18 protein-coding genes and 1 tRNA gene are annotated in these 19,428 nt (G+C 66.3%); 8 read left to right on the top strand and 11 right to left on the bottom strand.

Annotated features, from left to right (window positions below):
- Positions 1–37: 37 nt before the first annotated feature.
- Complete coding sequence (locus tag BM002_RS15665) at positions 38–1,066, bottom strand: flavin monoamine oxidase family protein (protein ID WP_092783387.1); 1,029 nt, start codon at positions 1,064–1,066, stop codon at positions 38–40.
- 99 nt (positions 1,067–1,165) lie between these two features.
- Here BM002_RS15665 and BM002_RS15660 point away from each other — a divergent pair, with 99 nt between their 5' ends.
- On the top strand, positions 1,166–3,193 hold the full coding sequence (locus BM002_RS15660) for an NADPH-dependent 2,4-dienoyl-CoA reductase (RefSeq protein ID WP_092783384.1): 2,028 nt from the start codon (positions 1,166–1,168) through the stop codon (positions 3,191–3,193).
- A gap of 58 nt (positions 3,194–3,251) precedes the next feature.
- Positions 3,252–4,127 (top strand): MBL fold metallo-hydrolase, encoded by an 876-nt coding sequence (locus BM002_RS15655; protein WP_092783381.1) that lies wholly within the window; start codon positions 3,252–3,254, stop codon positions 4,125–4,127.
- 6 nt (positions 4,128–4,133) lie between these two features.
- Here BM002_RS15655 and BM002_RS15650 read toward each other — a convergent pair whose 3' ends face one another.
- The 4 genes from BM002_RS15650 to BM002_RS15635 all read right to left on the bottom strand — a co-directional run bounded on the left by BM002_RS15650 (position 4,134) and on the right by BM002_RS15635 (position 9,846).
- A complete protein-coding gene (locus tag BM002_RS15650) occupies positions 4,134–4,730 on the bottom strand; it encodes a LolA family protein (RefSeq protein ID WP_092783378.1) in 597 nt (198 codons plus the stop codon).
- Positions 4,731–4,886: 156 nt separating this feature from the next.
- Positions 4,887–5,765: a polyphosphate kinase 2 gene (gene ppk2, locus BM002_RS15645; RefSeq protein WP_092783375.1), complete on the bottom strand. Its 879-nt coding sequence runs from the start codon at positions 5,763–5,765 to the stop codon at positions 4,887–4,889.
- 169 nt (positions 5,766–5,934) lie between these two features.
- Positions 5,935–8,652, bottom strand: coding sequence for a DNA translocase FtsK (locus BM002_RS15640; RefSeq protein WP_092783372.1), 2,718 nt, complete (start codon positions 8,650–8,652; stop codon positions 5,935–5,937).
- A 9-nt stretch (positions 8,653–8,661) separates the two neighbouring features.
- Positions 8,662–9,846, bottom strand: a complete 1,185-nt coding sequence (locus BM002_RS15635) for an aminotransferase class I/II-fold pyridoxal phosphate-dependent enzyme (protein ID WP_092783369.1) — start codon at positions 9,844–9,846, stop codon at positions 8,662–8,664.
- Positions 9,847–10,071: 225 nt separating this feature from the next.
- Here BM002_RS15635 and BM002_RS15630 point away from each other — a divergent pair, with 225 nt between their 5' ends.
- Complete coding sequence (locus tag BM002_RS15630; RefSeq protein ID WP_092783920.1) at positions 10,072–10,470, top strand: GFA family protein; 399 nt, start codon at positions 10,072–10,074, stop codon at positions 10,468–10,470.
- A 102-nt stretch (positions 10,471–10,572) separates the two neighbouring features.
- On the opposite strand, the gene BM002_RS15625 is transcribed toward BM002_RS15630, so the two are convergent.
- Entirely contained in the window at positions 10,573–11,436 is an 864-nt protein-coding gene (locus tag BM002_RS15625; RefSeq protein ID WP_092783366.1) for a sterol desaturase family protein, read from the bottom strand.
- Between the two features lie 215 nt (positions 11,437–11,651).
- On the bottom strand, positions 11,652–12,977 hold the full coding sequence (locus BM002_RS15620) for an amidase (protein WP_092783917.1): 1,326 nt from the start codon (positions 12,975–12,977) through the stop codon (positions 11,652–11,654).
- 85 nt (positions 12,978–13,062) lie between these two features.
- Here BM002_RS15620 and BM002_RS15615 point away from each other — a divergent pair, with 85 nt between their 5' ends.
- The 3 genes from BM002_RS15615 (at position 13,063) to BM002_RS15605 (ending at position 15,698) form a co-directional block, all read left to right on the top strand.
- Positions 13,063–14,265: an FAD-dependent monooxygenase gene (locus BM002_RS15615; RefSeq protein ID WP_092783363.1), complete on the top strand. Its 1,203-nt coding sequence runs from the start codon at positions 13,063–13,065 to the stop codon at positions 14,263–14,265.
- Positions 14,265–15,608, top strand: coding sequence for a hypothetical protein (locus BM002_RS15610; protein WP_092783360.1), 1,344 nt, complete (start codon positions 14,265–14,267; stop codon positions 15,606–15,608). The genes BM002_RS15615 and BM002_RS15610 overlap by 1 nt, the downstream gene beginning before the upstream one ends.
- A 17-nt stretch (positions 15,609–15,625) precedes the next feature.
- A tRNA-Lys gene (locus tag BM002_RS15605) sits at positions 15,626–15,698 on the top strand.
- Between the two features lies 1 nt (position 15,699).
- Here BM002_RS15605 and BM002_RS15600 read toward each other — a convergent pair.
- From BM002_RS15600 to BM002_RS15585, 4 genes are read right to left on the bottom strand one after another with little or no spacing between them, the layout of a single operon-like run.
- A complete protein-coding gene (locus BM002_RS15600) occupies positions 15,700–15,879 on the bottom strand; it encodes a Trm112 family protein (protein ID WP_092783356.1) in 180 nt (59 codons plus the stop codon).
- Positions 15,876–16,520 (bottom strand): LON peptidase substrate-binding domain-containing protein, encoded by a 645-nt coding sequence (locus BM002_RS15595; RefSeq protein ID WP_092783353.1) that lies wholly within the window; start codon positions 16,518–16,520, stop codon positions 15,876–15,878. The genes BM002_RS15600 and BM002_RS15595 overlap by 4 nt, the downstream gene beginning before the upstream one ends.
- A gap of 26 nt (positions 16,521–16,546) precedes the next feature.
- The gene (trxA, locus tag BM002_RS15590) at positions 16,547–17,464 is read right to left on the bottom strand and encodes a thioredoxin (RefSeq protein ID WP_092783350.1); all 918 of its coding nucleotides are present in this window, start codon (positions 17,462–17,464) and stop codon (positions 16,547–16,549) included.
- Positions 17,465–17,524: 60 nt separating this feature from the next.
- Positions 17,525–18,313 (bottom strand): exodeoxyribonuclease III, encoded by a 789-nt coding sequence (locus BM002_RS15585; RefSeq protein ID WP_092783347.1) that lies wholly within the window; start codon positions 18,311–18,313, stop codon positions 17,525–17,527.
- Between the two features lie 244 nt (positions 18,314–18,557).
- Between BM002_RS15585 and BM002_RS15580 the strand changes: the two genes are divergently transcribed.
- Entirely contained in the window at positions 18,558–18,764 is a 207-nt protein-coding gene (locus tag BM002_RS15580) for a cold-shock protein (RefSeq protein ID WP_092783344.1), read from the top strand.
- A 391-nt stretch (positions 18,765–19,155) separates the two neighbouring features.
- Positions 19,156–19,428: hypothetical protein (locus BM002_RS15575; RefSeq protein ID WP_139212398.1), on the top strand; the 273-nt coding region annotated here is incomplete at its 3' end.

Genomic DNA, 19,428 nt, shown 5'->3' with positions numbered 1-19,428 from the left:
GGCGCGGCCCGTCAATTCAGGAATTATGCGCGTCGCATCAGATTTCGTGAAGTCGGGCCAGCGCCGCCTCTGCCGCCTCCAGCGCGCCCTCGATGAAGCCGCCGAAGGTGGGGGCCGTTTCCGTCCCGCCAAAGATCAGCCGCCCGTCCCAGAGTGGGGGCAAAGCGGCATAGGTCGGGTGGTGGGTCAGCGGGGCCAGATCATGATCCGTGGCCGTCAACAGGTCGCGCGCCCAGTCTTTCAGGTGCAACGCCACGGGGGTCGCCGCCGCAGGCCCGAAGAGGCGCGCCAACTGGTCCAGTGTGGCGGCGCGCAATGCCGCCTCGTCTTGTCGGGCCTGCGGTGGCACGCCGAAAAAGCCGAATATTGCGGCGGGCGTGCCCGAAACGTCGCTCGCGTCATGCAGTTCCACCAGGGGGCCAAGATGGCTCATGGCGTCGCCCGACAGGCCCGCGTCGCGCCAGAACGGTCGGTCATAGACGGCGACGGCCTTGGCGTGACCGGCCATCCAGGTGGGCACGCCGACCATCGCAGCCTGGTCCGCGTCTGACAGATCCGGCAACAGACCCGCCGCCAGCCGGGGCGGCAGGCACATGATCACGCGGCCCGCTGTCATCGTGCCCTCCGTCGTTTCGACCCGGATGCGACCCGCCTCGGGCCGCAGTGCCGTGACCTTGCAGCCAAGGCGCAGGTTGTCCTTCGGCAAGCCATCGGCCAGCGCCGCCGTCACCCGCGCCAATCCGCCGGCCACGCGCAGCGACCCGGCCATGCTGCCCGGGTTTCGCACGGTCTGCGCGGGGCCGCGTCCGTCTTCGTACATCATGTGACCCGTCGCGACCTGCGGAAACGTGCCCAGCCCAAGGTCTGCCAGCAGGGCGGCGATGCGCGGTTGCCCGGGCCAGATCCAAGCCGGGCCGAGGTCCATCCCGCCGGCCGACAGGATGCGGCCACCGACTCGGTCCCGCGCCTCGATCACCAAGGCTTGCCGGCCGCTGCGCAACAGGTCGTGCGCCAGGGCCAGGCCCGACAGGCCGCCGCCCAGGATCAGGATCGGATGATGGTCCATGGCGTCCTCCAGCCCCTTCGACGCGACGGAACAGATCAGGCGACTTGCCCTTCACGCCAACTTCGCGGACCCTGCACCAGACCCATTCCGGAGCCCGCCATGACCGCCTACCCCCATATGCTCGCCCCGCTCGACCTTGGCCATATCACCCTGAAGAACCGCGTGTTGATGGGGTCGATGCACACCAATCTGGAAGAGACGAAGGACTGGAACCGCGTGGCGGAATTCTATGCCGAACGGGCGCGCGGCGGCGTGGCGCTGATGGTGACCGGCGGCATGGCGCCCAGTCGCGAAGGCGGCGTCTTTCCTGGTGCGGCCGGCCTGTTCTCGGATCAGGACATTGCCAATCACCGCATCGTCACCGACCGGGTGCATGACGCGGGGGGCCTCATCGCGATGCAAATCCTGCACGCGGGGCGCTATGCCTATGGTCCCGAATGCGTCAGCGCCTCGCCGATCAAGTCCCCGATCTCGCCCTTTCCGCCCAAAGAGCTGGACGCCGAGGGGATCGAGAAGCAGATCGAGGATTTCGTCACCGCAACCCTGCGCGCCCGCGAGGCGGGCTATGACGGGGTGGAGATCATGGGGTCCGAAGGGTACTTCCTGAACCAGTTCCTCGTGACCCATACCAACAAGCGCACCGACGAATGGGGCGGCTCCTATGCCAACCGCATGCGCCTTCCGGTCGAGGTCGTGCGCCGCTGCCGCGAGGCGGTCGGCCCGGATTTCATCATCATCTACCGGCTGTCGATGATCGACCTGATCCCCGACGGATCGACCCATGCCGAAGTCGTCGAACTGGCACAGGCCATCGAGGCGGCGGGGGCCACCATCCTGAACACCGGAATCGGCTGGCACGAGGCGCGCATCCCGACCATTGCCACCTCCGTTCCCCGCGCGGCGTTTTCGTGGGTCACCCGGAAACTGATGGGCAAGGTCGGCATCCCGGTCATCACCTCCAACCGCATCAACACGCCCGAAGTCGCCGAAGAGGTGCTGGCAACCGGCTGCGCCGACATGGTGTCGATGGCGCGCCCCTTCCTGGCCGATCCGCAGTTCGTGGCCAAGGCGGCGGCGGGCAAGGCGGCGGAAATCGCGCCCTGCATCGCCTGCAACCAGGCCTGTCTGGACCACACCTTTCAAGGCAAGATCAGCAGCTGTCTGGTCAACCCCCGCGCCTGTTTCGAGACCGAGCTGGCGATCACCCCAACGGACACGCCCAAGACCGTGGCGGTTGTCGGCGCGGGGCCTGCGGGCCTGTCGGCGGCGATCACGGCGGCGGAACGCGGCCACCGTGTCACCCTGTTCGACCGGGCGTCCGAAGTGGGCGGCCAGCTCAACATGGCCAAGGTGGTGCCGGGCAAGGAAGAGTTCTGGGGCCTCGTCGACTGGTTCCGCACCATGCTTGACCTGCACGGGGTCGAACAGCGGCTGGACACCGAGGTCGGTGTCGATGACCTGACAGGATTTGACGAGATCATCGTCGCGTCCGGCGTGGTGCCGCGCGATCCCGGCATTACCGGGCAGGATGACGCCAAGGTCGTCAGCTATATCGACGTCCTGCGCGGTCGGGTCACCGCGGGCCCCCGTGTCGCCGTGGTCGGGGCCGGGGGCATCGGCTTCGACGTGTCGGAGTTTCTGGTGCACGAGGGCGCGTCGGTGACCGAAAACCTGCCGGACTGGATGGCGGAATGGGGCGTCGCTGACCCCGAGGCGCATCGCGGGGGCCTGGCCCCCGAAGGCGCGCAACCCGACGCTCCGGCACGTTCCGTCACGCTGCTGCAACGCAAGGCCGAGGCGCCGGGCAAGCGTCTGGGCAAGACGACGGGCTGGATCCACCGCATGGCCCTCAAGATGAAGAACGTGAAGATGATGGGCGGCGTCAATTATGAACGGGTCGAGGATGGTGGCCTTCTGATCAGCCATGGCGAGGCGCGCGAAAAGCCGACCCTGATCGAGGCGGATACCATCGTGCTTTGCGCCGGTCAGTTGTCGGACCGGTCGCTGGCCGATGCGCTGGCCGCGAGGGGCATCGCCTGCCACGTGATCGGCGGGGCCGATGTCGCCGCCGAACTGGACGCCAAGCGCGCCATCGATCAGGGCACCCGGCTGGCCGCGACACTCTAGCCGCATTGACAGGCCGGGGTCGCGCCCGTCACCCTCGGTGCCAAAGGGGGGATGCGACATGACCAAGCCAGAGGTGACCAGTTTCTTTGACGAGGACACCAATGCCGTGTGCCATGTCGTGCGCGACCCGGGCAGCCGGTCCTGTGCGGTGATCGACTCGATCCTCGATTTCGACCTTGCGTCGGGGACGATTTCGACTCGGTCCGCCGATGCCGTTCTGGCGGAAATCGAACGTCAGGATCTGAGCGTCGAATGGGTGCTGGAAAGCCATGTCCATGCCGACCACCTGTCGGCAATGCCCTATATCGCGGAAAGGACCGGCGCCATGATGGGCATCGGCAGCCGCATCGACGAGGTGCAGCGCGTCTTCGGCAAGGTGTTCAACGCGGGCACTAATTTCCAGATGGACGGCAGCCAGTTCGACGCCCTGTTCCCCGACGGCGCGACCTTCGACATCGGCGGCCTGGAGGTGCGGGTGATCCACACGCCGGGCCATACCCCGGCCTGCGTGACCTATGTGATCGGGGACGCGGCCTTCGTGGGGGATACGCTTTTCATGCCCGACTACGGCACCGCGCGCTGCGATTTTCCGGGTGGGTCCGCCGAGGAGCTCTATCGCAGCATCCAGAAGGTTCTGGCCCTGCCGGATGCGACGCGCCTGTTCCTGTGCCACGACTACAAGGCGCCGGGTCGCGACGCCTTCCGGTGGGAGACGACCGTGGCCGAGGAGAAGGCCGCCAATGTCCACGTGGGCGGGGGCAAGACGATGGAGGAATTCGTGGCCTTCCGGACCGAGAGGGACGCCAGGCTGGGCATGCCCAAGCTTATCATCCCGTCGATCCAGGTGAACATGCGGGCCGGTCGGATGCCGCCGCCCGAAGACGACGGCGAAGTCTATCTGAAGGTGCCGCTGAACCGGCTTGGCAGCGTCTGACCCACCTCAGTTCGACAGGCCGCGCTTCTGCAATTCCAGCGGGATGTTGAACAGGCTGGCCCCGAGGGTCGCCCCCGTCTGCATGTCGCCCAGGATCACGGTGGTCTGTGACCCGGAATCGTCGGTGATGACCCATTGGCGCAGGGTGACGGGGTTGGGTGTAAAGACCAGTTGGATGTTGCCGTATTGCGGGTTTTCGGGGTCCTGCAACGTCACCGCGGTCTGCGTGGCGTCGCCGCCGTGCTGCACCAGAAAGTTCGAGCGCCCGAAATCCACGTTGTCGGCAAGGATCAGGTTCAGGGGCGTCTGGCTGAGCGGATATTGCTCGGGCGGGGTGTTGGACACCGGATCGAAGATCGCGACCTGCCCGCCGCCCGCGATCACCAGCCCCTTGTTGGGCGCGTCGTAGTCAAAGCGCGCCCGCCCGGCCCGGCGCAGGGCAAGGTTGCCCGTCGAGATGGAGCCGTCGGCGTTGATCTGCGTGAATTCGGCTTGCGCGGTGCGGAAGCTGTTGAGGTAGCGGCTGATCTCGTTGACCGAAATCTCGGCCCGCGCGGGCAGGGCCAGCATCACGGCTGCGGCGGCAAGGGCAAGGATACGCATGGGTCAGGTCTTTCCGTTCAATGGTCCATTGGGGGACATATAGGCCCTGATTGCCCGAATGCCCCCTGCTATCCAATGTCAAAACCCCGTTAGGCGGTTCCCTGCGTCGGGCCATTGGGCAATCAACCCGCAATCCTTGCCCTGTCACCGGATGACTCAGGACTTGCGCGTATCCGGATGCATGGACGAGGCGAGGATATGGCCCGAGTCGTGGATGACGTGGCCTGCCTGATGCACGATCTTGGGATCGGGGGGTGTGGCCACGGTCAGGTCCTTGTCGGGATAGTCGAGCGCCCACAGGAAATGGCGCATGCAGTTCAGCCGCGCGCGCTTCTTGTCGTTCGACCGGATCACCGTCCAGGGCGCGTCGGCGGTGTCGGTGTAGAAGAACATCGCCTCTTTCGCTTCGGTGTATTCGCCCCATTTATCAAGGCTCGCCTTGTCGATGGGGGACAGCTTCCACTGCTTGAGCGGGTCTGTCTGGCGGGCGTCGAAGCGCTTGCGTTGCTCGCCCTGGGTGACCGAGAACCAGTATTTGAACAGCCGGATGCCAGAGCGGACCAGCATCCGTTCGAACTCGGGCGTCTGGCGCATGAATTCGAGGTATTCGGTCGGCTCGCAAAAGCCCATGACCCGCTCCACCCCGGCGCGGTTGTACCAGGACCGGTCATAAAGAACGATCTCTCCTGACGTGGGCAGGTGCTTGATATAGCGCTGGAAAAACCACTGGCCCCGCTCTTCCTCGGTCGGCTTGTTGAGGGCGACGACGCGGGCGGCGCGGGGGTTCAGGTGTTCCGTGAACCGCTTGATCGTCCCGCCCTTGCCCGCGGCATCGCGGCCCTCGAAGAGCATGACATACTTCTGGCCCGTCTCCTGCAACCAATGCTGCACCTTCAGAAGCTCGACCTGAAGGGCGGCTTTCTCGGCCTCATAGGTCGCGCGGTCCAGCCGCGTGGCATAAGGGTATTCCCCCTGCTCGAAGGTCACGGCGGACGAGTCCGGCGCGTCGGTCGGCATTGCGGGAAGGTCGGTCATGGCAGCCTCCTGAAGGACGGATTCGAGGTGCCATGGTGTCAACGCAGATGCGTGCCCGCCTTGATCTGGCGCAAGGGCGTGCGTCCGGTCAAAGCATTCCGGTGCCGAAATGCGACGGGTGATCCATGGGTGACCAGCGGGTGATCCACGTCGGACGTCGGGCGCCCTCTCAGCCTTGGGGTTCCGGCAGCAGGATGTCGCGTTTGCCGACGTGGTTGGCGGGGGTGACCGCGCCGTTGTCCTCCATCTGCTCCACCAGGCGGGCGGCCTTGTTGTAGCCGATGCCGAGCTTGCGCTGGATGTAGGAGGTGGAGCACTTGCGGTCCTGCGCCACGATAGCCAGCGCCTGATCATAGAGCGCGTCTTCGCCGCCGGTGTTGCCGCCGGTCAGGCCCAGCACCGCGTCGATGTCCGAGGCGCTGTCGCTGTCGGGGCCGTCCAGAACGCTGGAAGCATAGTCGGGCGGGCCGAAGGACTTCAGGTGGTTCACGATCTCCTCGACCTCTTCGTCGGAACAGAAGGGGCCGTGGACGCGCGTGATCTTGGAGCCGCCAGCCATGTAGAGCATGTCGCCCATGCCCAGAAGCTGCTCGGCGCCCATTTCGCCAAGGATGGTGCGGCTGTCGATCTTCGATGTCACATGGAAGGAAATCCGCGTCGGGAAGTTCGCCTTGATCGTGCCGGTGATGACGTCGACCGACGGGCGCTGTGTCGCCATGACAAGGTGGATGCCGGACGCACGGGCCATCTGGGCCAGACGCTGGATGCAGGCTTCGATCTCCTTGCCCGCGACCATCATCAGGTCGGCCATCTCGTCGACGATGACGACGATGAAGGGCAGGCGTTCGGGCATCGTCTCTTCGGTTTCGAACACCGGTTCGCCGGTTTCGTCGTCGAAACCGGTCTGGACCGTGCGGCTGAACTTCTCGCCCTTGGCCAGGGTGTCCTTCACGCGGGCGTTGTAGCCCTCGATGTTGCGCACGCCCATCTTGGACATCTTGCGATAGCGGTCCTCCATCTCGCCCACGACCCATTTCAGGGCCACGACGGCCTTTTTCGGGTCGGTGACCACCGGCGACAAGAGATGCGGAATGCCGTCATAGACGCTGAGTTCCAGCATCTTGGGGTCGATCATGATCATCCGGCATTCGGCCGGCGTCAGCTTGTAGAGCAGCGACAGGATCATCGTGTTGATGGCCACCGATTTGCCCGACCCCGTGGTTCCCGCGATCAGCAGGTGGGGCATCTTGGCGAGGTTCGCCACGATGGGCGCGCCGCCGATGTCCTTGCCCAGCGCCAGAGGCAGGGCCATGGAGCTGTCGCCGAAGTCGCGGGACGACAGGATCTCGCGCAGGACGACCTTTTCGCGCCGCTCATTCGGGAGTTCGATGCCAATGACGGTGCGGCCCGGAACGGTCGAGACGCGGGCCGACAGGGCCGACATGGAGCGGGCGATATCGTCGGCCAGACCGATGACGCGGGACGCCTTGACCCCGGCCGCCGGCTCTAGCTCGTACATTGTGACGACGGGGCCGGGGCGGACCGACACGATCTCGCCCTTGACGCCGTAGTCATCGAGGACGGTTTCCAGCATCCGGGCATTTTCCTCGAGTGCCTCGTCCGACAGGACATGGCGTTCCACCGTGCCGGGGTCGGCCAGCAGGGCGAGGGGCGGCATCTCGTAGTCGCCGGAGGTGTCCTCGAATTGCAGCTTGGGCTGGGCTTCGGCCTGCGCGCGGGTCGAGGGTTTGGCCGGCTTGGCCGGGGCCTGCACGACGGTGCGCGCGGTCGCACGGGGCATGATGGCGGGCGCGGGCGCGGCCTCCTCGATCAGGGGATCGGTGTCAAACGCGGGCGCCGTGGTGGCCGCGGCGGCCAGCGCCGAGGACAGGACCGGCTCCGCCCGCTGCGGGGCGGCGGGGACCGGGGCAAGGGCCTGGGCGATGTTTGCCCGGCGCACGCGGGTGCGCACCGCATTGGCGATCCGGGCCTGGATGCGGTCATCTTCGGGCATGTCGTCGGCATAGCCGTCGTCGTCCACCTGATCCCGGTCGTGTCCGTTCAGCGCGGCCCCGAGGTTCGGGAGCCATGACATCAGGCTGCGGCGCGGGGGCGCGTCGCCCGCCAGGGCAAAATCCTCGTCGGTGCCGTAGATTTCCTTTTCACGCTCGGCGGCCCGCGCCGCGCGCGCTTCCTTGAGGGCCTGCGCCCCCTTCAGCGTGCCGCGAAAGGTGCCGCGCGCCGCCGACCCGGTCGCAAGGCGGCCCAGATAGACCGCGCTCCCCAGCCCGGCGAGGAAGAACATGCTGGCCCGCGTCAGATCCTCGCGCGTGAAGCCCAGCACCCAGGCGCCGCAGACGACGACCCCGCCCGCGATCAGGATGGACAGGAACTTGAGCCCGATGCTGGCCGTGATCGGCAGGACCGACAGGAGCGCGCCCAGGGCCGTATCGCCGAACAATCCGCCCAATCCGAAGTCATGGTTCCAGTCCGGCCCCGGCACGAGCGACGCCGAATAGAGCGACAGGAGCGGCACCCAGAGCGCCACGAAGAGCGCGCGGGGCAGGGCGCGTTCGGACCCGGCATGAAGGGCGAAGCGCAGGCCCCAGACCACCAGACCCGCCGCCAGCCCGAGCGACCCGTGACCCAGAACCAGATAGAGCGGCGCCGCCAGTGACGCGCCGAACACCCCCAGCCAGTTGCGGGGCGCCGTATCGGTCGAGGCCAGCCAGTTGGGATCTTCGGGATGATAGCTCAGCAACATGACCGCGATCAGCAGGCCGAAGACCACCATCAACGCCCCCAGACCTTCGCGGCCCCGGCGGGCCAGGCTGATCTGCACGTTGGTATCCAGAAGGGGATCGCGTTGCCGCACCTGATAGGTCATGGGGTCCTCTTACGTGTACAGGCAATCGTTCAGCCGGGTCAGGCCGTCGATCGTCTCGTCGATTGGCGCGACGAGGGCCGCGCGGATGTATCGGTCGCCGGGGTTTCCGGCCTTGGTGTCGCGGGCGAGGTAGGCCCCGGGAAGGACCTTCACGCCGGCTTGCGTCCACAGCTTCATGGCCGCCGTCTCGCCCGACATGCCCTCGGGGGTCGGCAGCCACAGGAAGAACCCCGCTTCGGGGATGTGCTTGCGGCCCAGGATGCGGGCGGCGGCGTCGAACTTGGCAGCGTAGAGCGCGCGGTTCTCGACCACATGCGCTTCCTCGCTCCAGGCGCGCGCGGCGGCCATCTGGAGCGGCAGGGGCAGGGGGGCACCCGCATAGGTGCGCAGCTGTTTCATCCGCGCGATGTTGCCCGGTCCCGATACCGCAAAGCCGGACCGAAGCCCCGCAAGGTTCGACCGCTTGGAGAGTGAATGGAACGCCACGACCCGTTCGGGGTCGGCCCCGGTCGCCTTGACCGCCTCGAGCACGCCGGTTGGGGGCGTGTCGCGGTAGATCTCGGCATAGCATTCGTCGGCGAAAATCTTGAAATCGTGCTGTTCGGCCAGACGCAGGAGGTTCGACCAATAGGCGAGGCTTGCCGTCGCGCCCTGCGGGTTGGCCGGCGAACAGATGTAGACGACCGCCGTGCGGTCCAGCAGGGCCGGGTCGACCGCATCGAAATCGGGCAGGTGGCCCGTCGCCTCGGTCGCGTTCAGATAGACCGGCTCGGCCCCGACCGACAGGGTCGAGACGGCATAGACCTGATAGAACGGGTTGGGCATCAGGATGGCGGGTTGCTGGCCGTTCTTCGTTTCGGGGCAGAGCGCCATGGACGCATTGTAGAGCCCCTCGCGCGTGCCGTTCAGCGCCAGGATGTCCGTCGCGGGATCGGCGTCGTATCCGTACCGCCGCGACAGCCAGGCGGCGCAGGCCGACAGCAACTCGGGCGCGCCATCGTTGGGCGGATAGGACATGAACCCGGCCTGATGTTCGGCGATCACCTCGGCCACGAAGGCGGGCGGCGCATGGCGCGGGTCGCCGATGGTCATCTGCACGGGAGCGTTGCTGCCCGGTGCCAGATCGCCAAACAGCGTCCGCAAACGCGGAAACGCATATTCGGGCAGTTCGGAGAACCGCTGCGGAGAATTCATGCCTGTAGCCTCTTGCGGGTGCTCTGATGGCCCCGTTTGGGACAGGATAGCAAAGGGATGGCCCCGGGGTCTATGAAAAACCTGCGCCGGCGTCGTGGGTGTGGCTTTGGGGTTGGAAGACCGGGGCGGTTCGGTCGTGAACCCGGTCCGCGTCAGGGCGACCGCCCTTGCAAGACTTCGATGTTCTTGTAATGTTCTCATCGAAAGCCACCTAGGAGAATGAACATGCTGGACGGAAGTTGCTGCTGCGGGACGGTCAGGTTCCAACTGACCGCCGAACCGTCGATGATGGGGACATGCCATTGCATCCGGTGCCGAAAGGTCGGGGCCAGCACCATCGTCTTCGTCAGGAAGGAAGATCTGAAATGGGTCTCGGGCAAGGAGAACGTTCAGCTTTTCAAAGCGGTGCCGCCCTATCGGTATGACCGGTGCTTTTGCCGCACCTGCGGCACGTCCCTTGGCGAAATCCTGTCGGACATGGACAGTTTTCCGATCGCGGCCAATGCCATCGACTCGGAGTTGACGGTCAGGAACGGCCTCCATGAATTCGTGAACGAGAAGCCGTCGTGGTATGAGATCTGCGACGATGCCAGGCAATCAGGCGATCATCCGCCGTCCTCTTGATGGTGGCATGGGCAAGGGGTGGACGTGACCATTGGTCCGGTGGACTGCCCGTCATCCAGATCCGCGCAAGCGGACCTGTCGGCTGACGCAGCGGCGTTGGCCCTACTCGTTTGCCGCCGCGTCGCGCTCGATTTTCCGGCGGAACAGGTTGCCATAGGCGCTCGGCCTGAAGGCATAGCTGAACTGAGACCACAACGTCCGATCGATCTTGTCGGTGACGACGCCGAGCGGGCCGTTGCAGGGACCCGGGACATAGTGGGTGCCGAAGGCCCAGTCCCAGAGCCCGAAGACCGTTGCGAAATTGGTGCCATAGGCCACTTCGTCCGCGGAATGGTGCCAGCGGTGCATGGCGGGCGAGACGAACAGGATGTTCCACTTGCCATAGGTCCACGGCAGGTCGGCGTGAATGAAGAAGCCGTAGTAGTGACGGACGAGCGAATTGGCGACGATGGCATAGGGCGGCAGGCCCAGGATGAGCAGGGCGCTCGAGTCGATGGCAAATGTCGTGAGGCGATTGATCGGATGGAACCGCTCCAGCGACAGCCATGTCATTTCGGTATCGGAATGGTGCACCGCATGGGACGGCCAGAGGAACGAATTATGCTCGAACCGGTGGCGCCAATAGCCCACGAAATCACCGATGACGATCGCGATGGGAACCACGAGCCAGACGGGCCAGTTGCCCCAGTCGTCGGGCGTGAACAGCACCAGCCCTGTCGCGTGCCAGAACTTCCACAGAAACGTTGAGGCGACCACGATGACGGGCACGGTAAAGACAAGATTGAACAGCATGATCTTGAGGTTCAGGCCCGTCTCCGGAAGGGCGCGGCGAATGTCGGTAAAGAGCGTCTTTCGCTTCACGACATAGCCGAGACACAAAAAGAACAGGGCGGGCGTCAGGATCCCGATGCCGGCGGTCACGACCGAGTCGAGCGATGTTCGAAGGAAATCAGCCAGCAAATCCATATTCGCCTCCTGTCGGCCCCAAAAACTTGCGGACGTGCGTCGCACGGAAATGCGACAAAAGTTGGATCAGGAGGGGAAACAATTCGGGTAATCTATCACGCATTGGCTTTGATCGGGCCTGCGCCGCCGACGTTTTCGTCCGCCCGATTTTCGGTCCGGGCGGATCTTTTCACGCTACCGGCCCCAAGGTCGCCTTCGCGCTTGGGGCCAGGCCGTCATACCAAAGCCGCTTCCATCGCGGCCCCCAGCCGCAGCAACCGTTCTTCCTGCATCGGCGGACAAAGCGCCATGACGCCGCACATGGGCACGCCGGTGGGCAGGGTCAGGCCGCAGAGGCCCAGGACGTTGCCGACCCGGGTGTTGCGCAGCGCCATCAGGTTCTCGCTGACGTAATACTGTTCATCCTCCATCAACCGTTCCCGTTCCGGGGGCAGGATAGCGCTGGTCGGCAACAGGATCGCGTCATAGCCCGCCGTCTCGTGCAGGTAATCCTCCTCGGCCGTCGCGCGGGTCCGGCGGGCGGCCAGAACGTCGGCGGCGTCCACCCCGCGCCCATTGCGGAACCGCTCCAGGATGCGGTCGAACATCAGGTGCGGGGCCGCCTCGATCGTGTCGCGCCAGATGGCATAGGCTTCGGGCGCGAAGAGAAGCGGGGTCAGGTCCATCGCCGTCTTGACCGCCGCGACCTCGCCGCGCTCGACCATGGCGCCCGCGCTCTGGAACCGCTCGACCGCGTGTTCGAACGCGGCGCGTGGGGCGTCGCGGCTGCTGTCGGCGTAGTCGGCCAGCACCAGGAACCGCTTGCCCGACAACGTCGCGTCGGCCAAGTCGGGTGCGACGCCGCCTTCGATCAGCGCCAGCGTCAGGGCCGCATCCTCGACCGTGCGACACAGCGGGCCGATGGTGTCCATGCTTTCGACCAGCGGCACGGTGCCGCCCACGGGCACCCGCCCGAGTGTGGTCTTCAGCCCCACAAGATCGTTCCAGGCGGCGGGGTTGCGCACCGATCCGCCGGTGTCGGACCCGATGGCCACAGGGGCCAACCCAAAGGCAACCGACGCCGCCGCCCCCGACGATGACCCGCCGGGGACCAGATCGGCGTCATGCACGTTGGGCGGGGTAGCGGTGACGGGGTTCAGGCCCAGACCCGAGAACGCCAACTCGCTCATGTGGGTCTTGCCCAGGCAGACCGATCCCCCCGCCGTGGCATTGGCCAGGACGACCGCGTCTTCCTGCGGGGTGCGTCCGCGCAGAAGCGCCGATCCGGCCTCGGTCGCGGTGCCCGCGCTGTCGAACAGGTCCTTCCAACTGACCGGCACACCGTCAAGCGGGCCGCGGCGCAATCCGGCCCTGGCCCGCGCGGCGGCGGCCCCCGCTTCGGCCCGGGCCCGGTCCTCGGTGATGCGGGCATAGATCGTGTCGCGGTGCGGGCTTGCGGCCATGGCGGCAAGATAGGTGTCGCACAACGACTCGGCGTCGATCTCGCCCGAGGCGATGCCGCGACCCAGGTCGCCCGCGCTTCTCCACAACCAGTCCTGCATCCCGACCTCCGCCATATCGTCGCGGGTGACGCTAGAGGGGCCGGGTCGGTTGGACAAGCGGCGCAAAGGCGGCATATCAAGCGGCATGGACGCAGATGTCATCATCACCGGCGGCGGGCTGACCGGCCCCCTGACTGCCCTCGCTCTGGCCGATATCGGCCTGACCAGCATCGTGCTCGACGCGCGGCCCCGGACCGATTTCGACGCGGCCTTCGACGGGCGGTCCTATTCGATGGCCCTGGGGTCGATCCGCGTCTTGCGCGCCCTGGGCCTCTGGGACGCGCTGGCCGACACCGCGCAACCGATGGTCGGCATCCGGGCCAGCGACGGGCGTGCGGGTGAGGGGGCGTCGCCCCTGAATCTGTCGTTCGATGCGGTCGAAATCGGCGAGGCGTTCATGGGCCAGATGGTCGAAGACCGCTACCTGCGTCCCGCCCTTCTGGCCGCCTGCGAGGCCAGCGACCGGATCGACATGCGCTTCGGCCAGCCCGTGACCGGACAATCGGTGGAGGGTGGCGTGGTGACGGTAGAGGCCGGGACCCCGCTCACCGCCCGGCTTCTGCTCGGATGCGACGGGCGGGCCAGCGGCGTGGCCGAGCGGGCTGGGATCCGGCGGACCGGGCGCGACTATGGTCAGACGGCGCTGGTCTGTGCCGTCGAACACGCCCTGCCGCACAATGGCGTCGCGCATCAGTTCTTCATGCCCGCCGGACCGCTCGCCATCCTGCCGCTGCGGGGCAACCGCTCCAGCATCGTCTGGACCGAGGCGACGGACGTGGCACAGACGCTCAACGACCTGTCCGATGCGGCCTATCTGGAGATCCTGCGCCCCCGGTTCGGGTCGTTCCTGGGCGACATCTCCCTGACCGGCGCGCGCTATACCTATCCGCTCAACCTGACGCTGGCGAATGCCTTCGCCGCCGACCGCGTGGCGCTGGTGGGGGATGCGGCACATGGCATCCATCCGATTGCGGGGCAGGGGCTGAACCTTGGCGTGAAGGACGTGGCCGCGCTGGCCCATGTGCTGGCCGAGGCCAAGGGGCGGGGCGAAGACATCGGCGCGCCCGACGTTCTGGCCCGGTATCAGCGGTGGCGGCGCTTCGACACCTCGGTGATGGGATTCGCCACGGATGCGGTGAACCGGCTCTTCTCGAACGACAACCCGATCCTGCGTTTGGGCCGCGATCTGGGCATGGGTGCGATTTCCGCCATGCCCGGCCTGCGCCGCCGTTTCATCCGCGAAGCCGCCGGGATCAGCGGGGATCTGCCCCGCCTGATGCAACCGTGATGCGCATCCCCCTCATCTCTCGTGCGGGGCCCGCCGGGCGGGGTGAGCGGACGCAGGTTCTCGCCGCCCTGCACCAAAGCCTCATGTCGCGGGAAATGCCCGAGACGGTCGCCCGGACGCTCTATGACCATCCCGACCTCGTGGCCGACGACACGGTCAAGGGACTGATCGGCAAACGTCTGAAACGGGGCCGCACGACGTCCATGTCCGAAGGCTGGTTCGAGCCGGTGCACATGTCCCGCCAGATGGCCCGTGTCCGCGACCACTGGGCCACGGAACTGGCCGCCAGCAATGATCCGCGGGCCGCGATCACCGACGGAAGTGACCCCGAACAGATCCGCCTGTTCCTCGGATATCTGTCGGAACGCATGGGCCTGCGCCATGGGCCCGCGTCGTTCAAGTACGACCGCCCGACCCGTGAGATGCGCCCCCACATCCTCGACATCGGCAACCACGCCTACAACAAGCGGTTCCGGCAGTTGAACCGGATGTATGCCAAGCTTGAGCGTTATGCGCGCGAACGCCGTTTCCTGACCTATCGCATCGTCGGCAAGGCCGGTCTGGTGGCCGACATCACCCCGGCCGATATGGCGCGCGACATCTGGTCCGCCGCCTTCGTGGCCTATTACGCCGCCCGCAAACGGCGGCGGAGCGTCTTCACCAACACGTCGCAGGACCGGCCCTTCGACGACCTGTGCGAGGCCCTGCTGGCGCGGGCGACGAACTGGCCGCTCATCGCCCGCGTCCTGCCCGAGGCCCGCGTGATGGAACGACTGTCCGACGCCGAGAAGGGCGGACTCATCGGGGAATGGACGATGGTCCTGCGCGATATCGCCGGTGATCTGGAGGCGCTCTGGCGCGACACGGACATCAATCTCGACACGATGGTCGTCAAACGCGGCAACGATTCCAGCAGTTGGAATCTGACGGCGCAGGCCTGGAACACGGCGCGCACCGGCTGGATCGCGACGCAGCAGGCCATGGGGATGGACCGGGTTCTGGACCACTTCCTGCCGGGCAAGGTCATGCGCCTGATGGCGGGGGACGTGGCCGCGTATCATGCGATGACGGGCGGCGATATCCATCCGGACACCAAGGTCTGGGCCGACCTGCCCTTCCCGTGGGAAGTGATGCGCGGCACCGCGACCTGCGGGCGGCTCAGCATCGAAGCGTCGTGCAGGCGCCACGACCTCGATCCCGTCAAATCCGGCTGGTCAGCCGCCCGCGTGTCGACCACGGCAGTCGACTATGCGGCGACGCCGGAACTCGTTCACGGGGTCACTGTCGCCTCGCCGGAAATGGCCGCGATCCTGCGCAAGGCGGGGTGGTTTTCGGGGAAATGACACGCTAGGGTCACGCTGCGAGATAGCTCAGCTGGCAGAGCGGTCGGCTCTTGGACCGATTGGACGTGGGTTCGAACCCCACTCTCGCTCTTCAATCCAGCTTGCGCGCCTCGTCGATCAACATGATCGGAATGCCGCCCCGGATCGGATAGGCCAGCCCCGCCGATTTGGAGATCAGCTCCTGCGCCTCGGCATCATAAGACAGCGGCCCCTGCGTCTGCGGACACACCAGCGCCTCGAGCATGTGGCGGTCATGGATCGGATCGGTCATTGGATCATCTCGTCCGATGTGCCGCCGCGCAGCGCGAATTCCATCAGGGTGACGACCGTTTCCCGCCGGGTGGCCAGCGAAGGCGCCTCCAGCAGGGCCTGCTTTTCCTCGGGCTCGAAGGGGCAGAGCATCGACAGCGAATTGATGAGCAGTTCCTCCTCCGCGTCCTTCAGGCTGTCCCAATCGGTCGACAGCCCCTGATCCTCGAAATAGCGGTTGAGCAGGTCAAGGAACTTCGGCCGGTCGAACCTGTCGTCCACCTCGGGGCGGCCCAGATCGCGGTCGAACCCGTCCCAGGTCACATCGGCCTGCACATAGGGCTGAAACCCGGTGACTTCGCGGGTGATACGGAACCGGCTGATCCCGCTCAGCGTAATCATGTATCGCCGGTCTTCCGTCTCGCTCACCTGCGTCAATCGTCCGGCGCAGCCGATGGTCTGCAACTGCCGCCCGTCGCCCGTGGTCTGGGCGCGGGGCTGAACCATCCCGATCAGGCGATGCTCGCTCTTGAGGCAATCGTCGATCATCTGGAGATAGCGCGGCTCGAAGATATGAAGCGGCAGCCGCGACCGGGGCAGCAGCAGCGCACCGGGCAGCGGGAACACCGCGATCTTGGGGGGCAGGTCATTTGGACGATACATGACGCTCAGGTAGGGCGCGAATGCGGTCAGGCAAAGATCATCGACGACAATCGACGCCGCCCTTTCAGAACGACCGGATCTTTCGGCCCCGCCGCATCGAAAATCGTGAACAACTGGGCGCGGGCGGCTCCGTCGTTCCACTCCCGGTCGCGGCGGAACAATTCCAGCAATTCCTCCACCGCGGCCTCGGTCTCGCCATTGGCGAGGAGGGCTGCGGCCAGATCGAAGCGGGCCTGATGGTCGTCCGCGTTGGCCTCGACGGCGGCGCGCAGGTCGTTGACCGGCCCCGCGGTCGCGGCCTGCCGCGTCAACGCCAGCTTGGCGCGCGCGGCTTCCACCTCGCCAGCGGTGGCGATGGCGGCCGGCGCGGCGGTCAAAAGCGCCTCGGCCTGGTCCAGTTCACCCATGGCGATGTGGGCGCGGACCAGACCGCCATAGGCGACGGCGTTCTCGGGCTCTTCGCCCAGGATGGCCGCGAAGGTCTGCGCCGCGTCTTCCGCGGCCCCCTCGTCCAGCATTTCCTCGGCGGCGGCGATGGCATCGGCCAGACCGCCGTCATCGGGGTTCAGCGCCGCCGTCCGCTCGACGAAAGCCTTGACCTCCGCCTGGCTGACGGCGCCCTGAAACCCGTCGACCGGCTGGCCCTGCCAGAAGGCATAGACCGTCGGGATCGACTGAATCCGCAACTGGGCGGCGATCTGCTGGTTCTGGTCGACGTCGACCTTGGCCATCGTCACCTTGCCCTTGGCGGCGGTCACCGCCTGCTCCAGCTGCGGGCCAAGCGTCTTGCAGGGGCCGCACCAGGGCGCCCAGAAGTCCACGATCACCGGCGCTGTCATCGACGCCTCGACGACATCGGCCATGAAGGTGGCTTCGGTCACATCGCGGATCAGGTCGGTCTGGGTGTTCGGGGTGGGGGTCGTGGCTTGGCCGAATTCGAGCATGGGCGGATTCCTTGTCTGTTGGCCGCTATATGCGACTTCGGGTGTCCGTTTCCAAGCCCGTCACAGATCGAAGGTGGCCAGAACCGGGGCGTGATCCGACGGTTTGTCCCAGCCCCGCACATGGCGCGCGACGCGGCTGGAATGGCCCGCTCCGGAAATGTCGGGCGTGGCCCAGACGTGGTCCAGCCGCCGCCCCTTGTCCGCCGCGTCCCAATCGGCCGCGCGATAGGACCACCAGCTATAGAGGTTGCCGTCGGGAATATCCTGCCGGGTGACGTCGACCCAGGCACCCGCGTCCTGCGTCTCGGCCAATGCGGCGACCTCGACGGGCGTATGGCTGACCACCTTGAGCAGTTTCTTGTGATCCCAGACATCATCCTCGCGCGGGGCGATGTTCAGGTCGCCCACCAGGATCGACTTCGCCGGACGGTCCGCATGGAAGGCATCGCGCATGTCGCGCAGGTAATCCAGTTTCTGACCGAACTTGTCGTTCACCGCACGGTCGGGGACATCGCCGCCAGCCGGGACATAGAAATTGTGGATCGTCACACCGTTCCCCAGCCGCCCCGCGATGTGGCGCGCATGGCCCAGACCCGCGTGATCCGCGGCCCCGACCTCCTCGATCGGCAGCTTCGACAGGATGGCCACGCCGTTGTAACCCTTCTGTCCCCGCGCAACCATGTGACCATAGCCAAGGGCGGCGAACTGCTCGCGCGGGATCTTGTCGACCGGGCTCTTGCACTCCTGAAGGCACAGCACGTCCGGCCCTTCCTCCCGCAGGAAGCGCAGCACCAGGTCCTCGCGCAGGCGGACAGAGTTGATGTTCCAGGTAGCAAGGGTGAACGGCATGGTCTCTCCGGTGGCGCAAACGACGATGCCGCAGGGCTACCCCGCCCTCCGCCGCTATGCACCCCCCTTTGGGCCCGGGGCCGGTTCGGCGAATTGCCTTGCGTTCTTCGCGGCACGGGCCTAGAGCGACCGGGCGACGTTACCTCTATCGACTTATCTGCTCCTCACGGCCCAGTCTCTCGATCTTGCACTGACTTGGCCGAACTGCCGCATTCCGCGGGCAGGATTAATAAGGAGTACGACGATGGCTACTGGCACCGTCAAATGGTTCAACACAACTAAAGGCTTCGGCTTCATCGCCCCCGATGGCGGCAAGAGCGATGTGTTCGTGCACATCTCTGCTGTCGAGCGCGCGGGCCTGACCGGTCTGGCCGACAATCAGAAAGTGACCTTCGACATCGAGTCGGGTCGCGATGGCCGCGAAAGCGCCGCCAACCTCGCTCTGGCCTGAGGCCGCGTCCCCGCAAGGGGACTGAAGGTGAGATATCGAAACGGGCGCTCCTGCGAGGGGGCGCCCGTTTTCCGTTCCGGGTCGGGATTCGGCCACCCCGAGTCACGTCCGACGCAGATCACCCGTGGATCACCCGTCCATCCGCTACAGTTTTCGACGCATTTTCACGGCCCGGTGAGGCCCGAGCCCCGGATCGTGAGGGCGGTGCGGGCCTGCGACAGGTCTGTGCGTATACGCGCCGATATTCGCCCGTTCTCACGCTTCCGTGCATTGAAGGTGAGCCCGCAGAGGTCCAGGTTAGCTCCATCAGCAGGGCAACACCGCCCCGCACATCAAACCCCGGACCCGCCGCAACGAACAGGGTCCTCGCAACACACAAAGGACTAACACAATGAAAACCTTCATCACTTCCGCCCTCATCGCCGTCGCAACCCTGGCCGCCGTCCCCGCGTCGGCCGACGTCTACACCAAGCTGCACGGCTCCCTCGAAGGCGGCGACCGCGCTTCGGTCGCCAAGCTCGGCCAGGCCGACAATGGCGTGACCGTCTCGACCCGCTCGGGCACTTCGGGCCTCGCCTACGACATCTTCAACGCAGACCAGGACAGCCCCTCCGACCTGCGCGGCCTGAACGGCGCCACGTCCTTCTCGGGCCAACCCACTGTC

The organism is Jannaschia pohangensis, from assembly GCF_900113875.1.
Taxonomy (GTDB): Bacteria; Pseudomonadota; Alphaproteobacteria; order Rhodobacterales; family Rhodobacteraceae; genus Jannaschia; species Jannaschia pohangensis.
This window is presented reverse-complemented; position numbering and strand designations above follow the sequence as displayed.

Excerpts from the sequence above, each read along its gene's own strand:
- ppk2 (WP_092783375.1), bottom strand. The coding sequence starts at position 5,765 with ATGACCGACCTTCCCGCAATGCCGACCGACGCGCCGGACTCGTCCGCC.
- BM002_RS15640 (WP_092783372.1), bottom strand. The coding sequence starts at position 8,652 with ATGACCTATCAGGTGCGGCAACGCGATCCCCTTCTGGATACCAACGTG.
- BM002_RS15610 (WP_092783360.1), top strand. The coding sequence starts at position 14,265 with ATGCGCATCCCCCTCATCTCTCGTGCGGGGCCCGCCGGGCGGGGTGAG.
- BM002_RS15650 (WP_092783378.1), bottom strand. The coding sequence starts at position 4,730 with ATGCGTATCCTTGCCCTTGCCGCCGCAGCCGTGATGCTGGCCCTGCCC.
- BM002_RS15625 (WP_092783366.1), bottom strand. The coding sequence starts at position 11,436 with ATGGATTTGCTGGCTGATTTCCTTCGAACATCGCTCGACTCGGTCGTG.
- BM002_RS15595 (WP_092783353.1), bottom strand. The coding sequence starts at position 16,520 with ATGTATCGTCCAAATGACCTGCCCCCCAAGATCGCGGTGTTCCCGCTG.
- BM002_RS15655 (WP_092783381.1), top strand. The coding sequence starts at position 3,252 with ATGACCAAGCCAGAGGTGACCAGTTTCTTTGACGAGGACACCAATGCC.
- BM002_RS15665 (WP_092783387.1), bottom strand. The coding sequence starts at position 1,066 with ATGGACCATCATCCGATCCTGATCCTGGGCGGCGGCCTGTCGGGCCTG.
- BM002_RS15600 (WP_092783356.1), bottom strand. The coding sequence starts at position 15,879 with ATGACCGATCCGATCCATGACCGCCACATGCTCGAGGCGCTGGTGTGT.
- BM002_RS15585 (WP_092783347.1), bottom strand. The coding sequence starts at position 18,313 with ATGCCGTTCACCCTTGCTACCTGGAACATCAACTCTGTCCGCCTGCGC.
- trxA (WP_092783350.1), bottom strand. The coding sequence starts at position 17,464 with ATGCTCGAATTCGGCCAAGCCACGACCCCCACCCCGAACACCCAGACC.
- BM002_RS15615 (WP_092783363.1), top strand. The coding sequence starts at position 13,063 with ATGGACGCAGATGTCATCATCACCGGCGGCGGGCTGACCGGCCCCCTG.
- BM002_RS15635 (WP_092783369.1), bottom strand. The coding sequence starts at position 9,846 with ATGAATTCTCCGCAGCGGTTCTCCGAACTGCCCGAATATGCGTTTCCG.
- BM002_RS15620 (WP_092783917.1), bottom strand. The coding sequence starts at position 12,977 with ATGCAGGACTGGTTGTGGAGAAGCGCGGGCGACCTGGGTCGCGGCATC.
- BM002_RS15580 (WP_092783344.1), top strand. The coding sequence starts at position 18,558 with ATGGCTACTGGCACCGTCAAATGGTTCAACACAACTAAAGGCTTCGGC.
- BM002_RS15630 (WP_092783920.1), top strand. The coding sequence starts at position 10,072 with ATGCTGGACGGAAGTTGCTGCTGCGGGACGGTCAGGTTCCAACTGACC.
- BM002_RS15660 (WP_092783384.1), top strand. The coding sequence starts at position 1,166 with ATGACCGCCTACCCCCATATGCTCGCCCCGCTCGACCTTGGCCATATC.